Below are 23,217 nucleotides of genomic sequence, written 5' to 3' on the forward strand. Positions count from 1 at the left end.
TTCTCGCTCCTAACTCCTCACTTCTCGTTTTAACCTATAATCTCCAACCAATGTCGTTCAAAAAGAACAAAAAGCTCAATAGCGACTTTGCCAGCGTGACGATCAGTCTGGCATCGCCGGAGTCTATTTTGGAGAGTTCCTACGGCGAGGTAACACAGCCGGAGACGATCAACTACCGGACCTACAAACCCGAAATGGGCGGCTTGTTCTGCGAGCGCATTTTCGGGCCTGTGAAGGACTGGGAATGTCACTGCGGTAAATACAAGCGGATTCGCTACAAAGGCATTATCTGCGATCGCTGTGGTGTTGAAGTAACCGAGAAGAAGGTACGCCGGGAGCGTATGGGCCACATCGAACTGGTGGTGCCCGTTGCGCATATCTGGTATTTCCGCAGCTTACCAAACAAAATTGGTTATCTGCTGGGCCTTTCGACCAAAAAACTTGACCAGGTCATCTACTACGAACGCTATGTTGTTGTACAGCCCGGCGTAAAAGCAGAAGATGGTATTAACCAGCTTGACTTCCTAACGGAAGACGAGTACCTGGATATTATTGACAAACTGCCAAGCAGCAACCAGCATCTTGACGACAAAGACCCGAATAAATTCATCGCCAAGATGGGGGCTGAAGCACTGGAGATGTTGCTGTCGCGGGTTGAGCTGGACGAACTGTCTTACTCGCTCCGTCACGCTGCTGCAACGGATACATCACAACAACGGAAAGCAGAAGCGCTGAAACGCCTTAAAGTCGTTGAAGCATTCCGGGAAGCGAACGGTCGTATCGAGAACCGCCCCGAGTGGATGGTGATCAAAATGGTACCGGTTATTCCTCCCGAACTGCGTCCGCTCGTCCCCCTGGATGGTGGTCGTTTTGCTACGTCTGATTTGAATGACCTGTATCGTCGGGTTATTATTCGGAACAACCGTCTGAAGCGTCTTATCGAAATCAAGGCTCCCGAAGTAATTCTCCGTAACGAAAAACGGATGTTGCAGGAAGCTGTCGATTCGCTGTTCGACAACTCACGGAAAGTAAACGCCGTTCGTTCGGAAGGTAACCGTGCCCTGAAGTCGTTGTCCGACATGCTGAAGGGTAAGCAAGGTCGTTTCCGTCAAAACCTGCTCGGTAAGCGTGTCGACTATTCTGGTCGTTCGGTTATTGTAGTTGGTCCTGAACTGAAACTCCATGAATGTGGTCTGCCGAAAGACATGGCTGCCGAATTGTTCAAGCCGTTTGTTATTCGCAAACTGATTGAGCGTGGTATCGTTAAAACCGTGAAGTCGGCCAAGAAAATTGTTGACCGGAAAGACCCCGTTATCTGGGACATTCTGGAAAACGTTCTTAAAGGCCACCCTGTTCTGCTGAACCGGGCTCCAACGCTTCACCGTCTGGGTATCCAGGCATTCCAGCCGAAACTGATCGAGGGTAAAGCTATTCAGTTGCACCCACTCGTTTGTACCGCCTTTAACGCTGACTTTGACGGTGACCAGATGGCCGTTCACGTGCCGCTGGGCCAGGAAGCTGTCCTTGAAGCGTCGCTGCTGATGCTGGCGTCGCACAATATCCTGAACCCTGCCAACGGTGCACCGATCACGGTACCCTCGCAGGACATGGTATTAGGCCTGTACTACGTAACAAAAGGACGTAAGAGCATTCCTGAGTACCCGATTGTGGGTGAAGGCATGACGTTCTACGGTACGGAAGAGGTTATTATCGGTATCAATGAAGGTAAAGTTTCCAAGCACGCCAATATCAAATGCCGGGTGAAAGTTCGGGATGAGAATGGTGAGCTGGTTTATAAAGTCATTGACACCGTAGCAGGTCGGTTGTTGTTCAACCAGGCTGTTCCAGAAGAAGTGGGTTATATCAACGAACTGCTGACGAAGAAAAAGCTTCAGCAGATCATTGCGCTCATCTTCAAAATCTCGGGTGGTGCCCGTACGGCTCAGTTCCTCGATGAGATCAAAGAACTTGGTTTCCAGATGGCCTTCCGGGGTGGTCTGTCAATCGGTTTGAGCGACGTTATGATTCCCGAAGCCAAACAAGGTCTTGTCGACGAAGCGAAAGCGGAAGTACAGGCTGTTTGGGATAACTACCTGATGGGTCTGATTACGGAGAACGAACGCTACAACCAGGTTATCGACATCTGGACGCGCGTAAACTCTCGTTTGACCGAGACGCTGATGAAGCAGCTCGAAGCCGATCAGGGTGGATTCAACTCGATCTACATGATGATGCACTCGGGAGCCCGTGGTTCGCGTGAGCAGATTCGTCAGTTGGGTGGTATGCGGGGTCTGATGGCCAAGCCACAGAAAAACCTCCAGGGTTCAGTTGGTGAGATCATTGAAAACCCGATTCTGTCGAACTTCAAAGAAGGTCTCGACGTGTTGGAGTACTTTATCTCAACCCACGGTGCGCGGAAAGGTCTGGCCGATACGGCTCTGAAAACGGCCGATGCCGGTTACCTGACCCGTCGTCTGCACGACGTAGCCCAGGATGTTATCATCAGTGAAGACGATTGTGGTACGCTGCGCGGTCTGCAAGTGTCGGCTCTGAAAGATAACGAAGATATTGTTGAGCCGCTGTCAGAGCGTATCCTGGGCCGTACTACGGTTCACGATATTTATGATCCGCTGCTGAAGGGTGAGGATGGTAGACCATTACTGATCCTTGCTTCCGGTGAGTTGATCACTGAAGAAGTAGCTGCTCAGATTGACGAGACAAGCATTGAAACAGTCGAAATTCGTTCGGTACTGACCTGCGAATCGCGTCAGGGTGTTTGCGCCAAGTGTTATGGCCGTAACCTTGCATCGGGCCGCATGGTCGACATAGGTGAAGCTGTGGGTGTTATTGCCTCGCAGTCCATTGGTGAGCCGGGTACACAGCTAACGCTTCGTACCTTCCACGTGGGTGGTACGGCGTCTAACATCGCGGTTGATGCGTCGATCAAAGCTAAATTCGATGGTCTGATCGAGCTTGAAGAGATGCGGACGGTTCAGTCGGAAGACAATGAAGGCAATGCGCAAACGATCGTAATGGGTCGTTCGGGTGAAGTTCGGATTGTGAATCCGAGTGACCGGAGCATTGTACTCATCAGCAATAACGTACCGTATGGTGCATTCCTGCGGGTTAAAGATGGCGATATGGTGAAAAAGGGCGACGATATTTGCGCCTGGGATCCGTATAACGCCGTTATCCTGTCTGAACTGACCGGTACGCTGAACTTCGACGCTATCGAAGATGGTATTACCTATCGTGAAGAGTTCGATGAACAGACTGGCTTCCAGGAGAAAGTGATCATCGAAAGCCGCGATAAGGCAAAGAACCCAGCCATTATTGTACAAGGCACGACAACGTTGACGTTGCACCTGCCCGATAACGAAGGTGGACCACTCCAGAAAAGCTACAACTTACCGGTTGGCTCGCGTCTGGTTGTGAAGGAAGGCCAGAAAATTAAAGCTGGCCAGCCACTGGCGAAAATTCCGCGTAACGTGGGTAAAACTCGTGACATCACGGGTGGTCTGCCACGGGTAACGGAATTGTTCGAAGCCCGTAACCCGTCGAACCCGGCTGTCGTTAGTGAAATTGATGGCGTTGTAACTTACGGTGCGATCAAACGTGGTAACCGCGAAATCTTCATCGAGTCGAGAGACGGAACGAAGAAGAAGTACCTCGTCCCACTGTCGAAGTTTATCCTGGTTCAGGACAATGACTTCGTACGGGCTGGTGCTCCGCTGTCTGACGGTGCCATTACGCCAAGCGACATTCTGGCGATTAAAGGCCCAACGGCTGTTCAGGAATATCTGGTAAATGAAATTCAGGAAGTATACCGTCTGCAAGGCGTGAAGATCAACGATAAGCACATCGAAGCCATTGTTCGGCAGATGATGCAGAAAGTTGAAATCATCGACTCGGGCGATACCAACTTCCTCGAAGGTCAGGTGGTAGATAAGTGGTCGTTCCGTGAGGAAAACGACAAAGTTCTTGACGCTAAAGTGGTTATGGACGCTGGTGATTCACCAAACGTTAAACCCGGTCAGATTTTGACGAGCCGTCAGCTTCGGGATGAGAACTCCAGCTTGAAACGTCGTGATCTGGCCCTTGTGACCGTTCGTGACGCCATGGCTGCCGTTTCGCAACCAACACTGATGGGTATCACGCAGTCGTCTTTGGGTACAGACAGCTTCATCTCGGCCGCTTCCTTCCAGGAAACGACGAAAGTACTGAGCGAAGCCTCAATTCGTGGTAAGCGCGACGTACTTGACGGTCTGAAAGAGAACGTAATTGTTGGTCACCTGATTCCTGCTGGTACAGGCCTTCGTCGCTACCAAAGCGCGATCGTCGGTTCGAAGGAAGAACTGGAAACGATCACCGAATCACGCGAACAGTACGCCCGCAGCAAAAAGAAAGCTACGGTCTAACCGTTTAGACATAGTAAATGCAAAAGCCCCAACCAGCAATGGTTGGGGCTTTTTGTTTGTAATACCGATCGTCGGCCCGGCGACCGGCCCGGTCGGCTGATACTTTCAACCGGATACCCGGCCGACCGGGCCGGTCGCCGGGCCGACGATCGGGACTACATCATCGCAGTAGCTCATCAAACGTAATGCTCAGATAATATAACCCACCGATACGGGCCAGGCCATACCCCTGAGCGTAATATTGGTTCAGGATATTAGTCCCACCCAGCTTCACGACCGATTTGAAGGTGGGTACTTTGTACGAAACCTGGGCGTCTAAACTGGTCCAGGAGGGCAACCAGATGTCACCGGCCGTTGTACCTTGCTCAACCCACATTCTGTCTGTCCAGCGATAGGTGAGGGTAGCTCCCAGCCGGTCTGTCAAGCGCGAGTTGCTTAGGGTAATGTTGTAGCGGTTTTCCGGCGAGATAAAGAAGTTACGCCCCTTCTGTGAAACTTCCGGATTGCTCATCTTTCGTTTTATGATCGGGTTTCCTGCATTGTCGTTGATTACGTTCCCCTGGGCATCGCGTAGCGTAACAGTACCCACTTGATAAGCGTAGTTGCCGCTGATGGTGAATCCCCGCCCCAGACCGTACTCCGACCCGATTCCCCAGCCATTCACGAAAATCTCGTTGAAGTTGTTGAAGTTGATTTGTAGTGTCCGATAGGCGTTTGACGAGAAGTCAGAAATCTGCCCATTCGTAGGTTGGTAAAAGCTCTGCGCGGCAATGAAATCCGTGTATTTGCTGTGGAAATAGAAAGCGTCGACATAAAGTCGGTTCTGGATCAACGTTTTGTAGCCAACCTCCCACGTCTTTATCTTCTCCGTGGTGAAGTTTGCCGGATTGTAAGCCCTGGTACGAAGCTGCGCTTCCGATAGACGCCCGGCCGAAAAATCCCTGACATCGCTGTCCAGATAAGCCGGGTTTGAAAAGAGTTGTGCCGACTCAGCCGCCAGTTGCGAACCACCCACATCGCCCCCTCTACCGGTGGCCGGAACGGCAAATAGTTGTCCGGGCGATGGGTTTCGGAAGGCCGATTGCCAGGAGCCACGGAAATTATGCGGCCCAACGCTCACCACAGCCGATGCGCGAGGGGTGAAGCCACCCTTAAAATACTGGTTCTTGTCGTACCGAATAGCGACTGTTGGTTTTACCGTTAACAAGGTGCTTATTTTTAGTTCTTTGGCCGCCTGCACATACGCTCCGTATTCGTTAATGGTGTATTCCGAACCATCCGCTTTCAATGTTACGGCGGTTCCGCCTGTGTTCAGCACGTAATGACGGATGCTGCCCCCTGCAATCACCTCGGCTACATTGTTGAGCGCTTTCGTGAAATTGTACATGCCTTCATAGTGCCACATAGCAGAGTTGTCGCGGAACCGGGTTCCTCTGGCGCCTTTGTAGCCGGGTACGGTGTCAGTATTGTAAGTGTTGGCAAACGCGTCCCGAACAAGGTTGAATCGGTCCGAGCCGGGCAGGAAGCGGCCCCGGTCGGCGGTATTGCGGGCTTCGCCTATGCTAACTTTGTTTTCTACGTAAGCCTGGCCAAATTCAGCGGCCCACTGGTTTAATGATTTCCAGCTGTTGTTGATGGCGGCCGCCGTCTGACCTATATTCCAGCCTTCAGCCTGCTGCTGGGTTGTGTAGGCCCGTACAAAGAAGTTATCGCCCCGCACTTCGGCTTTGAACTGGTGCCGCTGGTAATCCGGAAAATACTCCCGAAAGCCAGCGGTACGAATGAAATTGCCATTGCCGTAGTACCAGCCCAGCGACGCTTCCATATTACGGGGGAGCTTGTAATGCAGGGATACGTTGGCGCGGTTGTTAAAGACCTTGCCGTTGTTACCCAACACATCCAGCTCGGTATAGCCGGTTCGGGTTACGAGCTTATTTTGCAACAGTACATTCGCATAATTGGCCGGGAAACTAAACGCCCCGCCCGCATTGATATCATCGCCGTATATATTAACCCCGTCGTACTGAAAATTTGTATTTGGATCGTTGTTGGGAACAAACCCAATGCCGGTCGCCAAACCGCCCCGCGAAGGGTCAGTCGTGAAAAAATTGGCGCGGGCGCGGGTTGACCGATCGCTGTAATCATCGGCAATGAAATCCGTACCGCTAAGCCGCTGAAAATTGACTTTAACAGCGAACCGGGCACCCAGCTGTTTCGCATACCGGATGGCGATGTCGCCGTAGCCTTTCGGCCCGAAGCTCCCTTTGCCGAAGTTGTTGGCGCCAACTTTTAGCTGAACACTCAAGCCCTGATAGGTAAACGGATTTTTGCTTGTGGTGAGCATCAACCCCTGAAGCGCATCCGGGCCGTATAACGCCGACGAAGCACCCGGGATCAATTCGATGCTCTCCACATCCAGATCGGAAACACCGGCTACGTTGCCAAAACCAAAGCCGAGACCTGGCGAGCGATTGTCCATCCCATCGGTCAATTGCAGAAAACGGTTGTTATTGTTAGCGCCAAAACCACGCAGGTTAACGGACTTGAATGTCAGGCTTTGGGTGAGTAAGTCGACGCCTTTCACATTCTGCAACGCATCGAACGGACTCGTTGCCGGTGACTGCTGAAACTGCCTTGCGCCCAGCTTCTCAACGGTTACGGCGGCTTTCTGAATGTCTTCCGGTACGCGACTCGCCGATACAACTACCTCATCCGTCAGAATCGCTTCTTCTGTTAGCCGAATAGCAAGACTACGGAAGTTGTTTCCCCGCACAACGATATCCTGGCGTTTATAGCCAATGAAGGAAGCGGTTATCGTTAACGGTAGCGATTCACTGGTTTGAAGGGAAAATCGCCCATTGGCCTGGGTAATGGTGCCTGTGTTGGTGCCCCGAATAATAATTGTAACACCGGCCAGGGGTTGGTCCTTTTCGTCGGTAACTAGCCCCGCCATATTGGTCTGCGCCCAGGATGATAAGGGGCCAAGCAACCACAATAATGAGAGTAAAAAATGATGTTTCATAGTTGAGTTTCTGGTAAAAGTTGGATACAGATACTAAAAAAATACAAAGCTGTGTACGCTAAGTAAAATTAGCGTACACAGCTTTCATTAACTTAATAACTTATAATCTGGCACAGGTTACGGAATTCAGAAAGTGTTTGGATTAGCTTTTTCTCCACTTCTGTCTGCTTACCTGACCCATGCGTGTCGTTAAAATGTGTACCGTAATGTAGTGCCGTACGTTCTGGGATCGCCCAGTACAGCCGCGTACTGACCGGCATTACCAGCTGCGGGCAGTAGTTGTTCAAAGTAATCCTTGTTCGTAAGATTTCGGGACCATAACAGGATCGACACACCATTTGAGGCACGGAAGCCAACCCGCGCGTTCAGCAGCGTATAGCCGTCGATATTCAGGAAAGCTGAGGGCGATGCGCTCGAAGAGAACGAAGAACGGTAATAGCCATCGACCGCCAGGAAGAACCGGCCATCCTGATTTAATAACTTGCCGTTACCAGAAACCTCGCCACCCAGCGAGCCCGACCATTTGGAGATGCCCGGCAGTGCACCACCGGAAATATCCTTGAACGCTGACTCGCCACCCGTCTCTTCCAGTGGAACAGGAGCATTCTTGAAGGAAACGTACTTACCGTCGGTATAAGAAACGGCTCCGTTTATTGAGAAACGGTTGTTCACCCGGAGGTTTCCATCAATTTCAACCCCCTGTACCCGCACTTTCTCGGCATTCGCAAGATACCCTCTGTTTACGCCCACTTCAGCGGTTTGAACCTGCGTCTGGTAATCTTTAATTTCGGTATTGTAGACCGTCACATTAAAGGTTGAACTCGGCGTCGGTTTGGTTTTTACACCAAGCTCGTAATGGGTGACGTATTCAGGTTTTACTTTGGCCAAATCAATCAATACAGCACCGTTTGCTGTTGGAAGCCCCCCCAGATTTACCCCAACCGGCTTGTAGCTGTTCGCATAGGTGGCGTAAGCATTAAACCGTTTGCTAGCCCGGTAAGCAAGGGTTACCTGCCCTGAGAAATTATTGTCCTCAACGCCAAATGCGAATGCCTGATTCGTGTAGATAGCGTTCTTGAGCGCAATCAGAGCAGGGTCGGTCGTTTGCAGACCGCCATAAGTTTCGCGCTTGTAGTCGACGTCTTTCTTATCGTAGTTGAAGCGGATCCCCGGTAATAAGTGCCACTTGTCGGTGATAGCCCAGTCGATCTGGCCAAACACGGCCGCGCCGATGGTCTTGAGCCGTGATGTCGTTTTGGTGCCAAAGCCATCGAAAAGCCCCGGCGTTTTCCATAAAGCACTAGTCGAACTCTGCGAGAACCGCCACTGCGCCGAGCCTGATTCTTCCGTCTGAACCGGGTCCGATTTCAGGTCCTGATCGATAAAGAATACGCCAAAAACACCACTAAGCTTCGACGAAAACTGACCCGCGTACCGAATTTCCTGTGTCCATTGGGCATGCCGCGAGTTCCCCTGCGACTTGGTCAACACCGGAAGTCCGGTAAAATCCCGGTCGTTGGAAGGGTCCCAAACCCAGTAGCGGTAAGCCGTTGTTGCCGTCAGGGTGCCGCTGCCGATCTTGGCATCGACGTTTACCGAAACACCACCAAAATCGTTGTTTGACCGCCAGGGGGTATCCGTATCCGTAACGCGGTCGAATGGGTTGGTGCTCGGGAGTTTATACCCCAGATCGGCAATAATATTGTTGAACTGCCGATAAGCGGCTCGTTTTGTTGTGACAACACCAGCAACCACCGTTGCATAGCCATCGGGACGCTGGCGGGAGTTGTCGCCTGCCAGGGTAATCTTCACTTTATCGGATGGCGTATAGAGTAGTTGCCCCCGGTAGCCCAGGTTATTCAGTGTATTGGTTGGCTTTAGCGTAGTAATGTTGTAGATGGTTCCGTCGCGCTGAGTCCCCGAAAAAGAGGCTCTAACGGCCAGTTTTTTGCTGATCGGTCCGGTCAGCGAGGCTTTAGCCTGAATGTAGTTTAGGTTACCATAGCTCACTTCGAAGCTGGCACCGGGCTGAAAGCTTGGGGCGCGGGTCGTAATGTTAAAGGCACCGGCGGTGGTGTTTTTACCAAACAATGTTCCCTGTGGCCCACGAAGTACTTCGACCTGTTCAATGTCAATAAAATCGAGTGACGTTGCGGCCGGACGGGCATAATACACGCCGTCTACGTAAAATCCAACACCGGGGTCGATGCCATCGTTGGTAAGCCCGAAGCTCGAACCCAATCCACGAATGTTGAGCGTCGTGTTCCGGGCATTAGACGAGTAAAGCTGTACACTCGGAACTAGCTCTTTCAGCCGGTTTACGTTGAATGCACCGGCATCTTCGGCGCGAACGCCACTAACGACCGTGATCGGAATGGGTACATCCTGAGCCGACTCCTGCCGACGCCGGGAAGTGATTACCACATCTGCTAGCTGATTGGTGCCTTCTTCGAGTCTGATTTCTACATTATCGTTGCTCAGAACCACTTCCTGTGTCTGATAACCCAGGTACGATACCGTCACAACAAAGGGAAGTTTTTGGCCAGTAAGCAATGTGAACTGACCATTTTGATTAGTAGCTCCCCCGTTTGTTGTCCCTTTAATAACAACTGTTGCGCCAATCAGGCTTTTTTCAGTGCGAGCGTCAATAACTCTACCAGTTATCGTTGCGTTAATGACAGGGGCATTTTGAGCGGATAGAAGCAGGGGTAGTAGGAAGGCCCCGATTAGAAAAGTGGATGTTAAAATTCGTTTCATTTAAACTTGTTGGCGTATAAAATGAGGTGCCGAAGCATACTCCCTATTCTCCCGGTTGTAGATAGACTATTAGTACTTATAGTCTATTGAATTAATAGGTTATGCAAAACAGCACCTTGTTTTTCTGACTTCCAAATAGCTTTATATAAAATCGACCGAATTGGTTTATTATCTTGCCAGGAATCAATAGTATCTTGGAAAGGGTCAATAAATTGTATCACAACGTTGCATTGATGAAATGCGACTATTTGATTTGTACAAGTCTATAGAGAATAGGGGTAATAGTAAGTGGTTGATAGATAGCTATGTTCAAAGAAGGGGTATTGTAGGAAAATTCTGATAGTTATATTATCATTTTATCTGATACAAAAAAAGTCGGTTCAATACATAAAGTACCGAACCGACTAAAAAGACTATTAAGAAGTTTGTGTTAGGCCGCGCGGCTACTTTGTGGCCGACGTAATACAGCCGAGCGCAGCGGTTGCGTAGCAGCACGTGCTTCTTCGATTACCTGCTCCGACACCATGCCCAGATGGTTTGCCCGTTTCAGGACATAATCGAAAGGCAGGTTAAAATAGTTTGATACTTCACTGCGGAAACTGTCCGGGAAACGAGACAACCGCAGACCGAAAAACTTACGCACTTCACTCTCAGGCAGGAGGGCTGCCAGCGCTACACGCTCGGCTTCAACCAGCAATTCCTTACGGACCGGGTAGAGGTGTTCGAGCCCGATGGAAGCGGCCAGAATGTTCAGAAACAGATTTTTGTACATCGCCGACAGTTCCGCCGGTAAAATGATCCAGCCCTGCTCCCGAAACTTAGCCGAGAAGCCGGTCAGTCCTTTCTCTCCGCGAATCTCCCCGGCGATCAACTCGTTCGGGAAACGCAGTTGGTTGGCTTCGGTATCGGCGTCTATCTTCTGAAGCCGGAAAACGATGGCTTCAATGGGGCTTTTGGTGAACAGTAAATCAGCAGGCATGGCACGCGTATTCTCCCACTGATCCGTCATCTGCATGAACAGACTTTCGTTAACGGGAAGGTTCTCGGCGTTGCCAAGACTGATGAGCATTTGGCGAAAAGCCGCCAGAAAATCAATCTGGAGCTGATTCGGATTGGAGCGTCCTTTCTTCATTCTGATTGAGTTGCCGGACGTTGGTTTTCAGGCCAGAATCCAGCTCATTAGTATGGTTGTTTATTGGTAATTGGGGAGGTAAATATACACAATAAACCGCTGACTAAAAAGGGGTAACACAAACATAATCAGAACCCCACAACGACTCGTAATCCGGGTGATACTTTCCTGAAAAAGCCATTCATATACATTTCCGGTTGGACTTTAAAGAGCCCGTTTTGGTACACTGTACCACCTAAACGAATGGTGTTCGAGCTGAAATAACCACCCCGCCGATAAACGGGAATACCTACGTAAAACGAAGCAAGCTGACGATCGAAGGCCGTGCCCCGACTCTCCTTATGGCTACGGTAAAAAGCTACCCCCACATTAAGGAAATCGTTTCTGAATGCCTGAAGAGCACCATCGGGAGTTTGCTGACTAAAAAAGAAATTTGATGTGTATCCAACACCGTAGCTAATTCGATGAAATCGGCTGGGAATGAATTGAAGATCCAGATTGAATGACGACGCCCATTGGCCCCGGATCAGACCGACGCCAATGCCTGGCTGTATGCTGAGAAACGGGCTACGGGCCAGTCCGGGTGCCAGGAAAGTAGCTTTTGCATCGGAGTTCTGAATGACGTTAAACGCCATTTTAGGACTCGTTAAATCGTGTCCTTTATACTGTCGTACCGATTCGAGTGCCGTCTGTAGCTTTTGATTGACACCGCCGTTACGCAAAAGACGGTCAATATCATGCAGGTTATTGATCAACAGATACACACTAAAATCATCGGGCGTAGCCTGTAATACTGACGATACCCAAACAACCTGAAGCGTATCCTGACGGGTTTTTAACAGTATTGGTTCATCGCCTTCGCTGAACCGAAAGGCCGTGGTTGACTCGGGCGTATGGCGGAAGACCAGGGATCGGTCGGTTTCGCCGAGCTTAAACAGGGCATGAGTTGCCCGGGTTGAGCTTTGTGTTGAATCGTCTACCTTTCGGAAGTCGGCAACAAACAGCCGTAGTACAGAATCCACATTGGGTCGTGCCTGTACCTGCGCAAATCGATCAAATCCGATGATCAGGGTATTTTTCTGACCCAGGTCGACTTCAATGTGACTGAGGCCGATGAATTTCCGTTTAGCACCCGGCAGCATTAAGTGTGAGTTTGTAGATGATTGGGACATAGCGGTCCCAACTATGCTCAGAAGAAGCACAGTGATCAGACAAAATAAGCGCATGATTATTGGTTTGGTTTATGAGTTAATGGGAGTGTAAGGGCTGGTCGACTTTCATCGGATATGGATTCGGTCCGCTCACCTGTACCAATTCTAACGAAGTTTTCGGCAGGATAAAGCTTTGGCCGTGTCTCTTCTTCGGCGCGCAGTTCGTTGGCGTGAACAACGTTGAATCGTCGTTTCGGTGTAGAAGCTGTTGCCGTTCGCTTATTCAAGTCGGGCTGTTTTTCCTCGCCGGGTAATTCGTTAGTTAAAAGGGGCAATTCGGCTGGTAAGACAGATAGGGCCAACGGTTCGGTTGATGGCGTCGTTGCTTCCGCTTGCGGGCTGTCGGGCCGATGGGTGTCGCTTCGGGACGTTGCCGGATGGCGCTCTTTTTTCGAGAAATAAGCTTCCCTACTGGCTACAGAAGACGCCGGTTCTGGTCGTAATAAGGGTACGTCCGGTTTGAGTTGGCGGGGTTGATGTACAGCAACGTCAGTTCGGCTGTCAACCCGTTGAGTCAGCCAGTACCCGCTTAACGTTACTCCCGCCAAGCAGGCTGCGGCTATCCACCAAGCCATTCCTATCTTTCTCCGCGCAGGAGCCGTTGCCAGCTTAGGGTTCAGTTGACCCCACAACCGTTCCGGGTCGAACGACGAACCGGGTGGTGGCGAATCGGGCAACTGGCTGAGCGTATGCCGGACCCACTGGTCAAGAGATTCGTCGGGTTTCTGCTTCATAGCCGTTTTGTAGTAACCAGGTTTGCAGCAAAGCGCGTGCTTTACTCAGTTGCGATTTTGAGGTGTTTTCGGAGATATGAAGTTGCTGGGCTATTTCACGGTGGGTGTAGCCTTCTATGGCGTAGAGATTAAACACCGTTCGATAACCGGGCGGCAATTCCTGAATCAGAGCATAAATTCGTTCGGCATCCAGTCCCATATCCGGCAACGGTTCTAGAGCAGGCTGCTGATCGCCTGCATCATCGGTCAGGAAAACCGGTAGATGCCGATTCGCCCTTAAATGCTGTAAAGCCTCATTGACAACAATGCGTCGGAGCCAGGCTTCCAGACCCGGGTCGTCGCGGTAGGTAAAATCGTGGATGGCGCGGAAGGCTTTAAGAAAGGCATTCATCAGTACTTCTTCGGCGTCGGGTTCATGGCGGATATAACGGAGGCTAACCCGGTACAGTCGATTGGCGTACTGATCGAACAGACGTTTCTGGGCAAAGGTGTTGCCCTGTTTACATTGCTCGATGAGTTGCTTCGACATAGATGAACCTCGCCAAAAGAGATAGTTACAATGACAGAAATGCCGGGTTGGGTAAAAGGGTTGCCTGGCTCAGAAAAAAAGTGTCAGAAACCGATTTTCTCCTGCCTGTTACTTCCGAATGCACTTTACATTAATTCCGCAGCTTCTCATAGAAACGAAACAAATACAAATCAAATAGCCCTTTATTGGCTTAATGCAAGCAGGAAAGTTTATTTTTACCCTACGATTACACTTCCCTACAACCTGCATGGTACAACGTATCCGCCTGATTCAGTTTTTACAGTTCTGTTCCTTTCTCATCTTGCTTAGTCCGGCCCTGAGGTTATCCGCTCAGGCCCAGCAAAAACCAGCCAAATCCTTCGACCTGCTCGAAACAACCATCAGCGATATTCACCGGGCTTACCGGGCCGATTCACTCTCAAGTGAGCAACTGGTGCACGCCTATCTGGAGCGCATCAAAACGTATGATCAGCCTACCCACCTCAATGCCATCGTTAGCATCAATCCGGAAGCCATAGCCACGGCCCGTGCGCTGGATGCTGAGTTTAAGAAGACCGGTAAACTGCGGCCCCTGCACGGGATTCCGGTGATTGTTAAAGACAACTACAACACCAAAGGCCTGCAAACCACCGGCGGCTCCATTGCCCTCAAAGGCTTTGCACCTACCGAGGATGCGTATCAGGTAAAGAAACTGCGCGAAGCAGGAGCCATTATTCTGGCGAAATCCAATATGGCAGAATGGGCCTTCACACCCATGCATTCGCAGAGTTCCATACTGGGCGAAACGTTGAATCCCTATAACCTGGCGTATGTACCCGCCGGATCGAGTGGGGGAACGGCGGCAGCGGTTGCGGCAAATCTCGGCGCGGTTGGCTTGGGCTCCGATACGGGCAACTCCATTCGCGGGCCATCGTCGCATAATGCTCTGGTGGGGTTGCGGACATCGCTGGGGCTGGTGAGTCGATATGGCATTATTCCGCTGTATACCCGCAATGATGTGGGCGGGCCAATGTGTCGGACGGTGGAGGACGCGGTGCGGCTGCTGGACGTTACGGCCGGGTACGACCCCAAAGATCCGATCACCAAGAACAGTCACGGAAAAGTGCCGAAAAGTTACAGCCAGTTTTTGCGGAAAGATGGCCTGAAAGGAGCCCGGATTGGTGTCATGCGTCAACTCAGCGACAAGAATGTTCACCCGGAAATCAAACAGCTTTTCGACAACGCGTTAGCGGACATGGCTCGTGCGGGTGCCGAAATCATCGACGTAACCATTCCGGAATTCGATTCGCTGCGGGCCAACCAGTCGTGCCCCGAGTTCAGAACCGACATAGAAAATTATCTGCAAACCTTCGTGAAGCGCGATACGCTCAAAACACTGGAGGATATTATCCGTATCGGCGGCTACTCAGATATTGTGCGCGACCGGCTAACGTACCAGCAAACCCATTCGGGTCGCGCGCGTCACCCCGAAATTCCCTGTGGCGACCCGTTCACGGATCCCTTGCGTATTGCGTACCGAAAAGGTGTTGAGGCCGAAATGAATCGGCTTAAGGTCGATGCGCTGGTATACCCGACCTGGAATTACCCGCCCGCGCTGGTTGGCGATGCGAAGGGCTACAAAGGCGATAATAGCCAGTTAGTAGCTCCGGCCACTGGTCAGCCCGCGTTCACCGTTCCTATGGGCTACACCACTGGCGATTTACCGGCGGGTATCCAGTTCCTGGGCCGTATTTTTGACGAGCCAACCCTTATCCGGCTCGCTTACGCCTACGAACAGGCAACCCATCACCGTATGCCGCCCAAACGGTTTGGGGCAATCGGGCAATAATGTCTGGGCCAAGCTCAAGCTTGGCCTGTGCGGCTACTATTCTAATGGCCAAGCCAGAGCTTGGCCCAGACGAAACAACTATTCAACTTAATCATCCATGAATCGACCACCGTTACAGCCAATCGGCTTCCTGTTCAGTCTACTCATTCTCCTGAACGGACCTTCCCTCCAGGCTCAATCGTTCACCAAGGCCGAAATTGCCCGCTGGCAGCAAAAGGCCAAACAGGTGACCATCACCCGCGATACCTGGGGCGTTCCGCACATCTACGGAAAAACGGATGCCGATGTGGTATTTGGGCTGCTGTTCACCCAGTGCGAAGATGATTTCGGGCGGGTGGAGGAAAACTACATCACCTCTACCGGGCGACTGGCCGAAGTAGAAGGAGAATCCGCGATTTACCACGACTTACGAGCGCGTTTGTTTCTGGACACAACACAGGCCATCGCTATCTATAAGAAAAGTCCGCTGTGGATGAAAAGCCTGCTGGACGCTTTTGCCGATGGGTCCAACTACTACCTACACACGCACCCGGAGGTGAAGCCCCGGCTCCTGAAGCGTTTTCAACCCTGGATGCCGCTCATGTTCAGCGAAGGCAGCATTGGCGGAAATATCAGCGTGGTGTCCACCGAGCGGCTCAAAGCGTTCTATGAGCAACGTAAGTCAACGTCTTACGTTGATTATAATGACCACTACGAACGTGAGTCCATTGGTTCCAACGGCTTTGCGATTGCTCCCGCTAAAAGTGCGACGAAAAATGCGCTGCTGCTGATCAATCCGCACACGTCTTTCTACTTCCGCTCGGAGGTGCATATGGTTAGCCAGGAAAAACTGAATGCGTACGGGGCCGTGACCTGGGGGCAGTTCTTCATCTATCAGGGATTCAACGAAAACTGCGGCTGGATGCACACCACCAGCTATGCGGATTCGATGGACGAGTATCTGGAAACCATCGAGAAGAAAGGTAATGCCCTGTATTACAAGCATGGCAAAGACCTCAAGCCGGTGCGTACTCAAAACGTGCGGATTCCCTACAAAACGGCCAGCGGGATGCAGTACAAGGACTTTACCATGTATTTCACCCAGCACGGCCCCATTGCGGGGGAGAAAGACGGGAAATGGATTGCCATCGACATGATGAACACACCTTTGAATGCGCTCTCGCAGTCGTATTTGCGGACGAAGGCTACGGGTTATGATAGCTTCAAAGAGGTAATGAAGCTCAACGGCAATGCCTCCAACAACACCATCTTCGCCGATAAAAACGGGACAATTGCCTACTGGCATGGTAATTTTATGCCCAAGCGCGACCCTAAGTTCGATTGGGAAGAACCGGTAGATGGCAGTAATCCCGAAACGGACTGGAAAGGGCTGCACGCCGTCGATGAAATCGTGCAGGTCCGCAACCCGGCCACCGGCTGGATTCAGAACTGTAACGCTACGCCCTTTACGGTCTCGGGCAGCAGCAGCCCCGACAAGAGCAAGTACCCTGCCTACATGGCTCCTGATGCCCAGAACTACCGGGGTATTAATGCCGCCCGCGTCCTGAGTGAGAAAAAACTATTTACCCTCGACACGCTGATTGCGGCTGCTAACGATCCACATCTGGCCGCATTCGATGAACTGCTGCCTCCTTTGCTGGCCGCTTACCAAACCGTTTCGGCCGATGCCGCGAACCAGTCGAAAGACCTTGCCGAAGCCATCGGCGTGTTGAAAAGCTGGGACAAGTCGTACGGCAAAGCGTCGGTTGGACAAACGTTGGCCATTTTCTGGGGCGAAAAAATACAGCGACTGGCCCGGAGCCGCGCGGCTGGCGATCAGCAATTCGATAACCTGTCGCTCACGGCCTACACTATTAGTAGCACCTCACCACAGGAAAAAGTGAAAGCCCTGGCCGATGTCCTGGCCGACCTTACCCGCGACTTTGGTACCTGGAAAACGCCCTGGGGCGACATCAACCGTTACCAGCGACTGACCGGCAAAGTTCAGGAAACGTATGACGACCTAAAGCCCAGTATTCCTGTTGGCTTCACGTCCTCGGCCTGGGGTTCGCTGGCGGCTTTTGCGGCCAAAACCTATCCCGGCACCAAAAAACGCTACGGCAGTGTAGGCAACAGTTTCGTGGCGGTGGTTGAGTTTGGCAGGAAAGTGAAAGCCCGCTCGGTCGTAACGGGTGGGCAAAGCAGCCAGCCCGGCACGCAGCACTTCACCGACCAGGCTCCGCTTTACTGTGAAGGAAAATTCAAAGATGTACTGTTCTACCCTGAAGACATTCAGAAGCACGTTGAGAAAACGTACCATCCGGGGGAGAAGTAAGAGGAGGGATTTGAGCTCAAAGAGGGTTAGATCATGCTTGGTCTAGCCCTCTTTTGTGGAAATGCAAGCCGGATATAGATGGCTGGTAAAAACGTTTATATCGAAATGCTATCAGCCAACCAGCCACGTCAGCAATGAACCCATCAGGATCAGGCCTGTGATAACGATGGTTGTGAATAGATAATGTTCGCTTCGGTTCAGGCTATACATCAGTTGTTTGTCTTCATCAACTCCCAGAAATCTGCTTTCAGAAAACCACCGCGATGATCGGGTTGAGATGCCAGAAATACGGGTGGACTCCTCTACGTCGTTGAAAATCAATAGCTCATCCAGCATCTGGCTGGTATCCCTGGCATTAGCAGATATGAAAATTGTTGATAAGGCAGGGCGGCTCTTTGCACTGGTTAGTAGCTTCATGGTTTTTGAATAACACTTGAGTTAGAGATTCCCTACCTCGTTAATAGGACAATATTGGCTCATTAGACGTTGTAAATGATAAATTTTCGATAAACGGCTACTTTTGCCCGTTTTTTGTCAAATATCTGGTAATAATGTAAATAGAAAGTTGATAAATTCAATATTTTTCAGATACACACTGTTTACAAATACTTTCAGAAACTCTTATTAAAAATTGGCCGGAAGGGACCTTCTTTTGGAATACAAATGAAAACATTATAATGTTTTATATTTTCACGTATGATTTTTTGGTTTACTATTAAATGGCCCTAAATTTCCGTTGAGTGGTTATGTTAGGATTTCAGCAGGGCACCAGGCAGCATATTGGGTACTATTTTACCATATGAGTAAGTCGTGGCGCTGGTGCTGTTCGGCGTGTCGGAAAATGCCAGGAAGTCGACGGTAATGTCTTTGCTGATGGACTGATATCGTACCCCCGCGCCGGAGAACGGTTCGAGCCGGGTTCGGCTTTCCTTCGATAGTAAGATATCAACGTTCGTGGGATGGTTACTTATTTGTATCCCGTAGGTTTATTTAGTAGCGTAATTATACCATTGGCTAATCTGAATAGCTACAAATAGTAGCTTGCCTTCATGAAATAAGGTAGTTAGCAGGATGAGTTTTCTGTCAGAAGGCGGAAAAGATTCATCATCGCACCTCCCATTTATAGGCACCTGGGCTAAAAGCTATAATCTTCCAGAAATTTCCCTCGGCGATAGCCTTAACCAGACTACCGTTTTGCCATACCTGATCTTTGGCTTTTTTACGGGGCAGATACACGACACCGCTAGTGTTGGCGGGTAGCGTAGCGCGCAGTAAAAAATGGTCCGGCGTGTTGTCGAACGCTACCGAAATGGGTCCGCGTAAAGTGGCTAGTTGCAGAGAGGCCTGCCGTAATGTATCGGGTTGGGGTTTTATCTGAACGGTTTCATAAGCAGGCGTTAGGGGTTCTACGCCCATCAGCTTCCGGACGATGATGTTGGCCGGTGCCGAGCCCCAGGCGTGGTTCCAGTCCTGGTTGGGTTTGTAGCGGGTATCCCAGGCTTCGGTCGTCATGGTGGAGCCCGTCCGGAGCATGTTGTACCAGCTACGTTCGTCGGTTGAGGTCATCAACGCCAGTGCGTGGGCGCTTTCGTTGGCGTTATAGAACGCATCGAGCAGAAACTGTGACCCATATACGCTGCACGCCATCCCCCGCGATCGCATATGGGCAAGCACATGCGCCTGCTGTTTTTCCGGAACCAGCCCAAAGGCCAGCGCCATCATGTTGGCATGAAGGGAGGCATGGTTGGTGCCTTCGCCGTCACGTACCAGCCCCGTTTTGGGATCAATGAATGTGGCCTGAAAGGCTTTCTTGACAAGATTGGCGCGATTGGTATATAGCGTGGCGTCGTCGGTTTTGCTCAGGCGGCTCGCTAACTGCGCCATAAAGGCAAGTCCCTGATAATGAAATGCGTTGACAACGGCGTTGTAGTCAGTAAAAACAAAACCGTCCGTTTCGCCCGCTTCTTTCTTGCCAAGACCCAAAACGCCCTGCTGCGGCCAGTCGACAATGTCCTGAATGGTTGGCCGACCGTCGAAGGTATCGTAGTGAATTGACTTCTTGAACTCGGGAGTTTGCAGGCCCGTTCGGGTGCTGATGAGGCCATCCGGTCGGGCGAGGGGTAGAAGAAGTTTAGCTTTTAGTTCGGGGTAGAGGGCTTCTACGGTGCGTGAATCGCCGGAGTACAGGTAGTCGTACCAGGCAATCAGTACATTTTGTAACGACCATTCGGTGGGCCAGGTGGCGTGGAAAACCAGGTAGTTCAGCGATCGTTTGGCCATGTTGTATTCAGCATCGGTAGCATAGTGCGAAAGCTGGTTGAGCAGGGCGTCAGCTTCGTACGGAATCCGCTCGCGGTCGCCATCTACATAATACCCGGTGAAGGTTGTGGCTTTGATAGTATGTTTGCAAAGGTCCCAGATCTGGTTCAGGGTCGAGTCTGAGCTGGTGAACGTCGTGGCGGCCTCGTCGAACGGATAGGTGACGACCTGCCGAACGACTTGTTCAATCCGCCTGCCCGGATTCGATGCCAGTTCGACGTAGCGGAATGGCAGCACTTCGCCGATATAATCGGGCATTAAAATGGCTTTGGGACCGGTGTTGCGCTTATCCGGTTTGAACTGAAGGGCGTAGCGGTGCGTCCCTTTTTGTAACGGTACGGGAATCTGCCGGTACCGGAGCGTACCCGATGGTTTTTCGTTGACGTGGCCCGCTGCTGTAACGGCTTCGCCCAGGCGCACAAGGAGCGTATCCGATTCCGTAGCGGCCGTAACGGTCAGGAGAACTTGCCCAAAAGCGTCTTTACCGAAGTCATAGACGATCTGTTGTCCGGCCAGCGTGCGTTGTGAACGGGGCGCTTCTTCAGTTTTGACCAGCGGGTAGAAGGGCGTTTCGTAGTCGGTCAGGCTCGGAGCTGTCCGGAACGCTTTAGGTTGGGAGAACGCACCTTCAACGTTTCGCTCATCCCAGACCTTGACTTTCCAGAAATAAATTCGGCTGGTGTCCAGTTTTCGGGCAGCGGGCAAAAGGACGCCCACGCTTTGACTGCTCATCACTTTTCCGGAATCCCAGACGTCGCCCACATTCACCTGACTATTTTTCCGGCTGGAAGACAGAACAACCCGGTACGCCGTTTGCCGACTCGTTGCTCCGGTAGTGGAAAGCACCCAGCTAAAGGAAGGGCGGGCGCTGCGAATCAGGGCCAGTTGCCCGGCAAACGCGGCCGAATCGGCACCGTCGAGGGTGTAGTTCGTTAAAAAGCCATTGCTCCACACCTTGTCGGTATGGAGCAACAGATCGGTTCGTAGGGTGGTGGGAGCCGTTTGAGCGAAATTGGTCAGGCTAGCCGCCAGCAGCCCCAAAAAGAAAACGTAGCGCATGGAGTCGGGTTGTTCGCGTAAATCTACACAATGGACATCTTTTCACAGCCATTGGCCTGCGTCTGCGAATCCCAACCCACTCTACCAAAACTACCGTTGGTAAACGCGCACGTAGTCTACTTCGTATCGGGTGGGGAATGGGGTGCTGGCCGGGTCTCCGCCATTGTCGCCACCAATCGCCAGATTCAGAAGTATGTAGTGAGGCTGATGAAAGGGGTTGATGCCGGAGCCATCTTTATTGACGGTCTCGGTCAGCGAAACGGAGTTCAGCAGCAGATCGTCTACAAACAGTTGAATGGAGTCTTCGGTCCAGTCCATGCGCCAGACGTGGAACTTCTTCGACCAGTCGGGGTCATTGAACGAGGCTATAGTTTTTGTCTTGCTGCGCCATTCGGCCGTCCAGCGCTTGCTGGTGCCCCAGGCCACGTTAGCCAGTAGCTTATCTTTATAATATTCCATGATGTCGATTTCGCCATTGGATGGCCATTCACCCGCTACACCCAGCGTCCAGAAGGCGGGCCACAGCCCGGTACGGGCGTCGATACGGCCGCGCATCTCAAACCGACCGTATTTAAAACTTTGCCGTCCGCTTGTGGTCATGCTGGTCGATGTGTAGTCGATGGTTTTGCGGCTGGTTTTCCAGTCGGTGCTGCCCGCCTTATAGTTTGGGTTGGGGCGCTGTTCCCGTTTGCCTTCAATGACGAGCAGGCCGTTCTCGCACCGGGCGTTATCGGGCTGGTACCACTGTAATTCGTTGTTGCGGACAAACCCGTTTTCAAACACCCAGTTTTTGGCGCTGGGGGCACCCGTGGTGTTGAACTCATCCGACCAGGTCAGTTTCCAGGCGGTGTCCGGCTCAATTACCTGCGGGTTGTTGGCGTTGTTGAGCGGCTTCATGCAACTCCCAAGGCTCAGCCAAAGGGGGAAGGACAGTAATACGAGTACTTTTTTCATAACGTTATGGTTTTCGTGTTTGTAACCGGCGGAGAACAGCCGCCAACTGACTGGGTTTACCCAGGTAGGGAGACAGGTCGAACAATGCTACTTTGCGAAACTCGACCGGATGGCTTTCGCTTTGCAGGGAAATGTACCCACCAGTCAGTAGCTGCCCGTCTTTCTTCTGGTTCGGGGCAAAGTTAATCACATTACCGCCCCCAATCTGCGGTTTGGTATAGGTAAGTACGGTATCTCCTTCCACAATGTGTTTGATGAGTGAATCGCCCAGCACGAGGGCTTCGGCATGAACCCACTGATCGCCCGCGTAGGTTTTGGATCGGGAGTCGATGCAGTGCGGAGTAAACAGCTTACCATCCAGCACAACGTTGGTACCGGGGGTACATAAGTTGGCTGTGTGCCGTTCGTGCTGGCCATCGCCCCCCAGCAGTTGCATCTCCATCGAAATAGGGAAATCCTGTTTCAATCCCATCGTTTTCGGATCTTGCCCGTGCAGCATGGCCCCGCTGTTCCGAATGGCCCAGCCCGGCCCTCCGTTTACCTGCTCACCAACGAATCGGTATTCCATTGCCAGCAGATAAGCCGAAAAAGGCTTTTTATAAAAAATGTGGCCGTACTGCTCATCGAAAGATTTATACTGGTCATAGCGCACAACGAGTTTACCGTCTTCCACCCGGAATGTGTTGCCGTAGTTGTCATCGACAGGATGCCCCGTTATTTTAACCGACCAGTCGGTCAGGTCTTTGCCGTTGAAGAGTTGAATCCAGTTGTCTGACTCGGGTTTGGATGGACACTGACTCAGGCTGGTCGTTAGCAGTACGCAAATGAATAGGAGCAGGGGACGCATAAAGGAGATTAAGGGAGCTGATTAGACAGGGCGAAAGTAAAAAGAAAAAAGACGAGACAAGGCCTCGTCCTTTCTAATCTAATCGGAAAATCT

Annotated in this window: 13 protein-coding genes; 3 read left to right on the forward strand and 10 right to left on the reverse strand. The window is 51.4% G+C overall.

The window, feature by feature from the left end:
* Positions 1-50 precede the first annotated feature (50 nt).
* On the forward strand, positions 51-4,418 hold the full coding sequence (gene rpoC / locus CRO74_RS14175; RefSeq protein ID WP_097126698.1) for a DNA-directed RNA polymerase subunit beta': 4,368 nt from the start codon (positions 51-53) through the stop codon (positions 4,416-4,418).
* Positions 4,419-4,578: 160 nt separating this feature from the next.
* On the opposite strand, the gene CRO74_RS14180 is transcribed toward rpoC, so the two are convergent.
* From CRO74_RS14180 to CRO74_RS14205, 6 genes are all read right to left on the reverse strand, one after another.
* The gene (locus tag CRO74_RS14180) at positions 4,579-7,440 is read right to left on the reverse strand and encodes a TonB-dependent receptor (protein ID WP_097126699.1); all 2,862 of its coding nucleotides are present in this window, start codon (positions 7,438-7,440) and stop codon (positions 4,579-4,581) included.
* Between the two features lie 189 nt (positions 7,441-7,629).
* A complete protein-coding gene (locus CRO74_RS14185) occupies positions 7,630-10,197 on the reverse strand; it encodes a TonB-dependent receptor (RefSeq protein WP_097126700.1) in 2,568 nt (855 codons plus the stop codon).
* Between the two features lie 430 nt (positions 10,198-10,627).
* Complete coding sequence (locus CRO74_RS14190; RefSeq protein ID WP_097126701.1) at positions 10,628-11,329, reverse strand: hypothetical protein; 702 nt, start codon at positions 11,327-11,329, stop codon at positions 10,628-10,630.
* A gap of 128 nt (positions 11,330-11,457) precedes the next feature.
* Positions 11,458-12,501 (reverse strand): hypothetical protein, encoded by a 1,044-nt coding sequence (locus CRO74_RS14195; protein WP_144035918.1) that lies wholly within the window; start codon positions 12,499-12,501, stop codon positions 11,458-11,460.
* A gap of 56 nt (positions 12,502-12,557) precedes the next feature.
* Positions 12,558-13,274, reverse strand: a complete 717-nt coding sequence (locus CRO74_RS14200; RefSeq protein ID WP_097126703.1) for a hypothetical protein — start codon at positions 13,272-13,274, stop codon at positions 12,558-12,560.
* A complete protein-coding gene (locus CRO74_RS14205; protein ID WP_097126704.1) occupies positions 13,246-13,803 on the reverse strand; it encodes an RNA polymerase sigma factor in 558 nt (185 codons plus the stop codon). The genes CRO74_RS14200 and CRO74_RS14205 overlap by 29 nt, the downstream gene beginning before the upstream one ends.
* Before the next feature lie 247 nt (positions 13,804-14,050).
* Between CRO74_RS14205 and CRO74_RS14210 the strand changes: the two genes are divergently transcribed.
* Positions 14,051-15,631 carry an amidase gene (locus CRO74_RS14210; protein WP_097126705.1) on the forward strand — a complete coding sequence of 527 codons (1,581 nt, stop codon included), beginning with the start codon at positions 14,051-14,053 and terminating at the stop codon, positions 15,629-15,631.
* A gap of 97 nt (positions 15,632-15,728) precedes the next feature.
* Complete coding sequence (locus CRO74_RS14215; RefSeq protein WP_097126706.1) at positions 15,729-17,945, forward strand: penicillin acylase family protein; 2,217 nt, start codon at positions 15,729-15,731, stop codon at positions 17,943-17,945.
* A 111-nt stretch (positions 17,946-18,056) separates the two neighbouring features.
* Here CRO74_RS14215 and CRO74_RS14220 read toward each other — a convergent pair whose 3' ends face one another.
* The 4 genes from CRO74_RS14220 to CRO74_RS14235 all read right to left on the reverse strand — a co-directional run bounded on the left by CRO74_RS14220 (position 18,057) and on the right by CRO74_RS14235 (position 23,124).
* Positions 18,057-18,362 (reverse strand): hypothetical protein, encoded by a 306-nt coding sequence (locus CRO74_RS14220; protein ID WP_097126707.1) that lies wholly within the window; start codon positions 18,360-18,362, stop codon positions 18,057-18,059.
* 687 nt (positions 18,363-19,049) lie between these two features.
* On the reverse strand, positions 19,050-21,323 hold the full coding sequence (locus CRO74_RS14225) for an alpha-L-rhamnosidase-related protein (RefSeq protein ID WP_097126708.1): 2,274 nt from the start codon (positions 21,321-21,323) through the stop codon (positions 19,050-19,052).
* A gap of 90 nt (positions 21,324-21,413) precedes the next feature.
* Positions 21,414-22,277, reverse strand: a complete 864-nt coding sequence (locus tag CRO74_RS14230) for a glycoside hydrolase family 16 protein (protein ID WP_097126709.1) — start codon at positions 22,275-22,277, stop codon at positions 21,414-21,416.
* A 4-nt stretch (positions 22,278-22,281) separates the two neighbouring features.
* Complete coding sequence (locus CRO74_RS14235) at positions 22,282-23,124, reverse strand: 3-keto-disaccharide hydrolase (RefSeq protein WP_097126710.1); 843 nt, start codon at positions 23,122-23,124, stop codon at positions 22,282-22,284.
* Positions 23,125-23,217: the final 93 nt, after the last annotated feature.

The organism is Spirosoma fluviale (assembly GCF_900230225.1).
Classification (GTDB): Bacteria; Bacteroidota; Bacteroidia; order Cytophagales; family Spirosomataceae; genus Spirosoma; species Spirosoma fluviale.

What these genes read in the sequence shown, in the direction of transcription:
- rpoC (WP_097126698.1), top strand. Translation starts at nt 51, where the DNA reads ATGTCGTTCAAAAAGAACAAAAAGCTCAATAGCGACTTTGCCAGCGTG.
- CRO74_RS14180 (WP_097126699.1), bottom strand. Translation starts at nt 7,440, where the DNA reads ATGAAACATCATTTTTTACTCTCATTATTGTGGTTGCTTGGCCCCTTA.
- CRO74_RS14185 (WP_097126700.1), bottom strand. Translation starts at nt 10,197, where the DNA reads ATGAAACGAATTTTAACATCCACTTTTCTAATCGGGGCCTTCCTACTA.
- CRO74_RS14190 (WP_097126701.1), bottom strand. Translation starts at nt 11,329, where the DNA reads ATGAAGAAAGGACGCTCCAATCCGAATCAGCTCCAGATTGATTTTCTG.
- CRO74_RS14195 (WP_144035918.1), bottom strand. Translation starts at nt 12,501, where the DNA reads ATGTCCCAATCATCTACAAACTCACACTTAATGCTGCCGGGTGCTAAA.
- CRO74_RS14200 (WP_097126703.1), bottom strand. Translation starts at nt 13,274, where the DNA reads ATGAAGCAGAAACCCGACGAATCTCTTGACCAGTGGGTCCGGCATACG.
- CRO74_RS14205 (WP_097126704.1), bottom strand. Translation starts at nt 13,803, where the DNA reads ATGTCGAAGCAACTCATCGAGCAATGTAAACAGGGCAACACCTTTGCC.
- CRO74_RS14210 (WP_097126705.1), top strand. Translation starts at nt 14,051, where the DNA reads ATGGTACAACGTATCCGCCTGATTCAGTTTTTACAGTTCTGTTCCTTT.
- CRO74_RS14215 (WP_097126706.1), top strand. Translation starts at nt 15,729, where the DNA reads ATGAATCGACCACCGTTACAGCCAATCGGCTTCCTGTTCAGTCTACTC.
- CRO74_RS14220 (WP_097126707.1), bottom strand. Translation starts at nt 18,362, where the DNA reads ATGAAGCTACTAACCAGTGCAAAGAGCCGCCCTGCCTTATCAACAATT.
- CRO74_RS14225 (WP_097126708.1), bottom strand. Translation starts at nt 21,323, where the DNA reads ATGCGCTACGTTTTCTTTTTGGGGCTGCTGGCGGCTAGCCTGACCAAT.
- CRO74_RS14230 (WP_097126709.1), bottom strand. Translation starts at nt 22,277, where the DNA reads ATGAAAAAAGTACTCGTATTACTGTCCTTCCCCCTTTGGCTGAGCCTT.
- CRO74_RS14235 (WP_097126710.1), bottom strand. Translation starts at nt 23,124, where the DNA reads ATGCGTCCCCTGCTCCTATTCATTTGCGTACTGCTAACGACCAGCCTG.